Origin of the sequence: Curtobacterium sp. MCLR17_044, from assembly GCF_003234435.1 — a bacterium.
GTDB lineage: Bacteria > Actinomycetota > Actinomycetes > Actinomycetales > Microbacteriaceae > Curtobacterium > Curtobacterium flaccumfaciens.
The window spans coordinates 1-6426 of record NZ_QKTC01000042.1 but is presented as its reverse complement, the minus strand read 5'-3'; the positions used below and the strand labels follow the sequence as shown (position 1 = coordinate 6426).

The 6426-nt window shown below is 72.5% G+C and carries 6 protein-coding genes; 4 read left to right on the top strand and 2 right to left on the bottom strand.

Features of this window, described 5'->3' with window-relative positions; all coding sequences use genetic code 11:
• Nucleotides 1-77: 77 nt before the first annotated feature.
• On the top strand, nucleotides 78-1067 hold the full coding sequence (locus DEJ04_RS18045) for a LacI family DNA-binding transcriptional regulator (RefSeq protein WP_111048005.1): 990 nt from the start codon (nucleotides 78-80) through the stop codon (nucleotides 1065-1067).
• Nucleotides 1068-1161: 94 nt separating this feature from the next.
• Here the strand turns inward: DEJ04_RS18045 and DEJ04_RS18040 are convergent, their stop codons facing one another.
• Both DEJ04_RS18040 and DEJ04_RS18035 read right to left on the bottom strand, forming a co-directional pair.
• On the bottom strand, nucleotides 1162-1809 hold the full coding sequence (locus DEJ04_RS18040) for a TrmH family RNA methyltransferase (protein ID WP_111048004.1): 648 nt from the start codon (nucleotides 1807-1809) through the stop codon (nucleotides 1162-1164).
• Between the two features lie 64 nt (nucleotides 1810-1873).
• On the bottom strand, nucleotides 1874-2572 hold the full coding sequence (locus tag DEJ04_RS18035; protein ID WP_181437882.1) for a TetR/AcrR family transcriptional regulator: 699 nt from the start codon (nucleotides 2570-2572) through the stop codon (nucleotides 1874-1876).
• A gap of 178 nt (nucleotides 2573-2750) precedes the next feature.
• On the opposite strand from DEJ04_RS18035, the gene DEJ04_RS18030 reads away from it, so the two are divergent.
• The 3 genes from DEJ04_RS18030 (at nucleotide 2751) to efeB (ending at nucleotide 6379) form a co-directional block, all read left to right on the top strand.
• On the top strand, nucleotides 2751-3548 hold the full coding sequence (locus DEJ04_RS18030; protein WP_027464991.1) for an HAD-IIA family hydrolase: 798 nt from the start codon (nucleotides 2751-2753) through the stop codon (nucleotides 3546-3548).
• A 201-nt stretch (nucleotides 3549-3749) separates the two neighbouring features.
• Nucleotides 3750-4943: an EfeM/EfeO family lipoprotein gene (locus DEJ04_RS18025; protein WP_111048007.1), complete on the top strand. Its 1194-nt coding sequence runs from the start codon at nucleotides 3750-3752 to the stop codon at nucleotides 4941-4943.
• Nucleotides 4940-6379: an iron uptake transporter deferrochelatase/peroxidase subunit gene (gene efeB / locus DEJ04_RS18020; RefSeq protein ID WP_258371431.1), complete on the top strand. Its 1440-nt coding sequence runs from the start codon at nucleotides 4940-4942 to the stop codon at nucleotides 6377-6379. Before DEJ04_RS18025 ends, efeB begins: the two co-directional genes overlap by 4 nt.
• Nucleotides 6380-6426: the final 47 nt, after the last annotated feature.

The window sequence follows — 6426 nt, the reverse complement described above, 5'->3', positions numbered from 1 at the left end:
CCACCCACCCGCCCGCCGGCCCATGTCACGTCAACCGCTACGATCGACGCACGAGCCAACGGAGGTCGAAGCGCATCATGGGAGACGGCAAGCCCGCGACCATCTACGACGTCGCCGCACGCGCCGGGGTCTCGAAGTCCCTCGTCTCCCTCGTGCTGCAGCGCTCCCCCCGGGTCAGCGACCAGCGCCGGGCCGCCGTGCTCAAGGCCATCCAGGAACTCGACTACCGCCCCTCCACCGCGGCCGTCTCCCTCGCCGGCACGCGCAGCCGCACCATCGGCGTGGTCCTCGACGACTTCCGCAACCAGTGGTTCGTGGACCTGCTGACCGGCCTGCGCGAGAGCCTGCAGGACCAGGGGCACCGGCTCGTGGTCGCCGACCGGTTCCTCAACACGGGGCTCGATGCGTCTCCGGTGGAGGGCTTCCTCTCCATGCGCGTCGAGGGCATCGTGATCGCCGGCGAGCCCACCACCGACCTCGCGATCCCCGCCTCGATGCCGCTCGTGATCGCCGGTGGCCGCGTGGCGATCCCCCGCGCGGACACCGTGGCGAACGACGACCACGCCGGTGGCGGCATCGCGGCGCAGCACCTGCTCGACCTCGGCCACACCCGACTCGGGTTCGTCGGTGCGAGCTCGGCGGCCTCGGCCGAACGTCAGTCCGGGTTCGAGCAGGCCGCAGCAGCACGCGCCTCTGTCGTCACGACGGTCTTGCCGGGTGAACCCACCGAGGAGGCCGGTTCCCGCGCCCTCGGCATGCTCCTCGACGAGCACCCGGACGTCACGGCCGTCTTCGCCGCGAACGATGTGATGGCCCTCGGTGCCCTGTCCGAGCTCGCCGAACGCGGATTGCGCGTCCCCGAGGACGTCTCCGTCATCGGCTACGACGACACCCCGGTGGCGGCGATGCGGTACGTCGGCCTGACGAGCATCGACGACCGCAGTGTCGAGATCGGCCGCGGCGCCGGCGAGCGCCTGCTGGCCCGCATCGCCGATCCGCGGATCGCCGCCACGGAACTCCTCGTCGAACCCCGCCTGGTCGCGCGCCGCACCACCGCCGCGCGCTGACAGCACCCCGGCCGGGAGGCCCGCCTCGCCTCCGCCCCGCCCGCTTCGTGAGCACGAATGGTCGGGTCCAGGGCACGTGCCCGACCATTTCTGCTCAGGAAGTCGCGCCCGGCAACTCCGCGTGCTGGACGACCCAGCTGTGCATGACGATCGCGGCCGCGGCCGAGGCGTTGATGCTCCGCGTCGACCCGAACTGCGTGATCTCCAGGTGCCCGGACGCCCCGGCCACCGCTTCGTCGGTGAGCCCGGGGCCCTCCTGCCCGAACAGGAACACGCAGCGCTCCGGGATCGTCGCGGTCTCGATGCGCTCGGCCCCGGGGGTGTTGTCGATGGCGACGACGGGTCGCTGTTCCTCGGCCATCGCGGCGAGAAAGGCCTCGACGTCGGGGTGGTAGCGGACGTGCTGGTACCGGTCGGTGACCATCGCTCCGCGCTTGTTCCACCGGCGTCGTCCGATGATGTGCACGGTGCCGGCCAGGAAGGCGTTGGCGCTCCGCACGATCGACCCGATGTTCAGGTCGTGCTGCCAGTTCTCGATCGCCACGTCGAACGTGTGCCGGCGGGTGTCGAGCTCGGCGACGATCGCGTCCATCGACCAGTACCGGTAGCGGTCGAGCACGTTCCGGGAGTCCCCGGCGGCCAGCAGCTCCGGGTCGAGCCGCGGGTCGTCGGGCCAGGGTTCCGGGTGCGGCCCCACCCCGTTGGTCGTCAGCTCGTGCGACGGTTCGGGCGCAGTGGTCACCCGACCAGCGTACGGCGCACACGGCACCGGCCCGACGACGGCAGCGCCCCGCGGCGCCGCGGGCTCAGGCGGTGCCGGACCCGTGGGCGATGCGCGACTCGATGCCGGCGATCAGGATGTCGAGGCCGAGCGCGAACCGGTCGTCGTAGGAGTGCTCGCCGAGGATCTCGCCCACCAGCCGGTGCCGCTCGGGGCGTCCGGCCTCGGAGTCCCCGCGCCCGACCTGCACCCCGGCGTGCCCGACCACGAAGTCGTAGACGACGAAGAAGGTGTACATCGCCTCGGCCGGCGGCAGCCCGGCGTCCTGCAGGGCACCGACGACCTTCGCGACGACGGCGTCGGACTCGGTCGAGGCGAGCGGGGCGCGCTGGCTGTGCGACTCGAGCACGAGCGGGTGGGTGCGCATCAGGTCGCGGAACGTCGCGGCGAAGGTGCGGACGACGGCGTGCCACTCGTCCGGCCAGACGAAGGTGGCGGTGAACTCGTCGACGGTGCGGCGGACGAGTTCGGCGTGCAGGTCGTCCAGCCCGCCGATGGTCCGGTGCACGGTCATCGGAGCGACCCCGAGCCGCACGCCCAGGGCCCGGAAGGACAGCCGGTCGAGGCCGTCCTCGTTCGCGATGGTCGTGGCGGCGTCGATCACCTGCTCGCGGGAGAGCACGTTCGGGCGGCCTCGGCGTCGTCGCGGCGTCACCTCGAGCTCCGTCTCCGACACCGGGGTGGGTCGGGGCGCGGCGGACGGGGTTCCGGGTTCGACGAGCACGAGGGGCCTCCTTGATTCGGTACGTGTCCCGAAAAGCGTAGGGCAAAAGCCGACCGCGGTTCGGTGTCTCGACCTTCTCGGGTCTCGGAGCAGCGCGCAAGAGCCGCCCCGGGCCTCCCGGCCCTTTCCGAGCCGGCCACGAGCCGGGCCTGAACCCCTGCGCAGTAGGGTGAGGGCCATGGCGACCCGAGACGACGTCGAGTGCTGGCTGACCGACATGGACGGCGTGCTCGTCCACGAGAACCAGGCGCTCCCGGGCGCGCCGGAACTCATCCAGCAGTGGCTCGACGACGGCACCGAGTTCCTCGTGCTGACGAACAACTCGATCTTCACGCCGCGCGACCTCAGCGCCCGGCTGCGGGGCTCGGGCCTGCACGTGCCCGAGGAGCGGATCTGGACGAGTGCGCTCGCCACGGCCGACTTCTGCAAGTCGCAGATGCCCGGTGGCTCGGCGTTCGTAATCGGTGAGGCCGGCATGACGACCGCCCTGCACGAGGCCGGGTTCATCATGACCGAGACCGCCCCCGACTACGTCGTCGTCGGTGAGACCCGCAACTACTCGTTCGAGGCGATCACCAAGGCCGTCCGGCTCATCCGCGCCGGCGCCCGGTTCATCGTGACGAACCCCGACGCCACCGGCCCGAGCGCCGAGGGGGTCCTGCCGGCCACCGGCGCCATCGCGGCGATGATCGAGAAGGCCACCGGCAAGCAGCCCTACGTGGTCGGCAAGCCGAACCCGATGATGTTCCGCTCCGCGATGAACCGCATCGGCGCGCACTCCGAGAACACCGGCATGATCGGCGACCGCATGGACACCGACGTGCAGGCCGGCATCGAGGCGGGGCTGCACACCGTGCTCGTGATGACGGGCATCAGCGACCAGGCCGAGATCGACCGGTACCCGTTCCGCCCGAGCGAGGTCATCTCCGGCGTGCACGAGCTCGTGCGCACCGAGCCGTTCGAGGTCGAGCTCTAGCTCGAGCTCGAGCGGCCCACGCCACCCGGGTGCGCCCGTTCGCCGCAGGCCGCTCGATGACGATCCGGTGAACAGAACCGCCCTGCGGTGAACGACGGGAAAACTGCCCCGAGAGCGACTCTATGGTTGCCCTGGTCGAGCCGAAAGTGGCTCTGATCAGGGTGTTCTGTGAGTTGCTACAGGATGGGGTCATCGGTGCCGATGTCGGTTCGTGCCACGACGGCAGTGGTCGTCGGCGCGCTCGGGGCACTCGTGGGGACGGCGATCGTCGCCCCGCACCTGGTCCCCTCGCCGGCGCCGCAGACGTCGGCGGTCACCGTGCAGGCCGGCACAGACGCCTGCGGGACGGGGTGGCCCGCGAGCCCGGACCGCGCCCTCGCCGGCCCCCAGTCGTTCCGGATCCACAACACCTCCGTCGCCGGGATCGAGGTGCAGCTGGTCGACCCCACGAACGGCGCGGTCTACCTCGACGCGGAGGGTCTGGGATCGGGTGCGACGCACGACTACGGCGTCCGCCTCCCGCGCGGCCAGTACCGGTTCCGCTGTCTGCCCGCCGACGCGAACCCGAGCACCGGCCCCGTCGTCCACCTGCGCGGCGCCACCCACGTCAGCGACGAGACCCCGGGGATCGTCCCGGTCACCCGCGACGACCTGATCCCCGCCGCGAAGTCGTACGGCGCCTGGATCGAGAGTCGCCTGCCGGCGCTGCTCGCCGACGTGCGTGCGCTGGACGCCGACGTCCGTGCAGGTGACGTCGGCGCTGCACGGCGGGACTGGCTGACCGGGCACCGCGAGTACGAGCAGCTCGGAGCCGCCTACGGTGCGTTCGGCGACGACGACACCGCGATCAACGGGCTCCCGGCCGCCGGACGGACCGCACTCGACGACCCGCACCTGACCGGGTTCCACCGCGTCGAGGCGCTGCTGTGGTCGGGTGCGCCCAGCCGTCGCGCCGTCGCGCCCGCCGACGCCCTGGTCGCCGCCGTCGCACACCTGCGCCGGACGTTCCCCACCCAACGGGTCGACCCGCTCGACATCGGCCTGCGCTCGCACGAGATCCTCGAGAACGCGCTCCGCTTCGAGGCGACCGGGGCCACCGACGCCGGCAGTCACACCGCACTGGCGACGATCGACGCGAACACCATCGGGACGGAACACGCGCTCGAGCCGCTCCGGTCGATCCTGCGGACCCGCTACCCGGGGCTCCGGGCCACCGATCGCGCGCTGGCGACCCTCCGCGCAGACGTGGGATCACACCGACGGCCCGACGGCAGCTGGGACACCCTCGACGGTCTCGACCGCACCGCCCGCGAGCACCTGGACGCCGACCTCGACGCTGCGCTCGAACGACTCGCCCCCGTCGCCGCCATCTGCGACCCGAGGAGGACCTCGTGACCGAACGACCGCAGCGCCAGGGCCGGCAGGGCCTCCAGAGCCGGCAACTCCCACGCGGGATGGACGCGGCGACGTACCGACGGATGACCGAGGCGCACGCCCGCCTCGGACTGTCCGCCGACGGCAGCGCGTGTCCCGCCGGCGCCCCGGGCGACCAGCAGCCGCCGACCGGCCCCACCCGCGGCGTCGGCCGCCGCGCGTTCCTGACCAGCGCGGTCGGGGCAGGTGCCGGAGCCGCCGCGGCGGCGGCGAGCCTGACCGCCGGGGGTGGGACGGGCCTCCAGGCAGCCGCCGCGACCACGGGCGGTGCCGACGCTCCGCCCGGTTCCTCGTACGCGTTCCACGGGGCGCACCAGGCGGGGATCACCACGCCCGCGCAGCGACAGTCGGCGTTCCTGGCGTTCGACGTGACCGCGGCCGACCGCGGGGAGCTCGCCGACCTGCTCCGGACGATCACCGAGCGGGCCCGGTTCCTCACCCGTGGCGGCACGCCTGCCGACGTCGGGATCACCGCGCCGCCGGCCGACTCCGGCGTGCTCGGACCGGAGGTCGCGGCCGACGGGCTCACCGTGACCGCGAGCGTCGGCGCCTCGCTCTTCGACCACCGGTACGGCCTGTCGGGGCAGCGCCCGGCGCGGTTGCGGACGATGGAGGACTTCCCGAACGACGACCTCGACCGGTCGATCTCGGACGGCGACCTGCTGCTGCAGGTGTGCGCGCACAACACCGACACCGTCCTGCACGCCGTCCGCGACATCGCCCGGGCCACCCGCGGTGGCATGCAGGTGCGCTGGCGGCAGGACGGTTTCGCGTCCCCGCCGCGCCCCTCCGGCACCCCGCGCAACCTGCTCGGGTTCAAGGACGGCACCGGCAACCCGTCCACCGCGGACCGCAGCGTCATGGACGACCTGGTCTGGACCCGCGGCGGACAGGACGGCGAACCCGACTGGGTCACCGGGGGCAGCTACCACGTCGTGCGGACCATCCGGATGTTCGTCGAGTTCTGGGACCGCGTCTCACTGCACGAGCAGGAGAACATGATCGGCCGGCATCGCGACTCCGGTGCCCCGCTCACCCGCAGCGGCGAGTTCGACGACCCCCGGTACCAGGACGACCCGACCGGCGACGTCATCCAGATGGACGCGCACATCCGGTTGGCGAACCCCCGAACCGCCGAGGCCCGTGCACAGCAGATGCTCCGTCGTCCGTACAACTACGACAACGGGACCGACACGAACGGCGACCTCGACATGGGCCTGCTGTTCGCGTGCTTCCAGGCCGACCTGGAACGGCAGTTCGTCGCCGTGCAGAGGCGCCTGGTCGACGAACCCCTCGTCGACTACGTGTCGCCGGTCGGTGGCGGCTACTACTTCGCCCTGCCCGGGGTCCGCCACGCGGACGACTGGCTGGGTCGTCGGCTGCTCGCACGGACCTAGCCGGGCCGTCGCTCGAACGCGCCCGCCCGCCCGCCGCAGGGCCCCAC

Excerpts from the sequence above, each read along its gene's own strand:
- DEJ04_RS18045 (WP_111048005.1), top strand. The coding sequence starts at position 78 with ATGGGAGACGGCAAGCCCGCGACCATCTACGACGTCGCCGCACGCGCC.
- DEJ04_RS18030 (WP_027464991.1), top strand. The coding sequence starts at position 2,751 with ATGGCGACCCGAGACGACGTCGAGTGCTGGCTGACCGACATGGACGGC.
- DEJ04_RS18025 (WP_111048007.1), top strand. The coding sequence starts at position 3,750 with ATGTCGGTTCGTGCCACGACGGCAGTGGTCGTCGGCGCGCTCGGGGCA.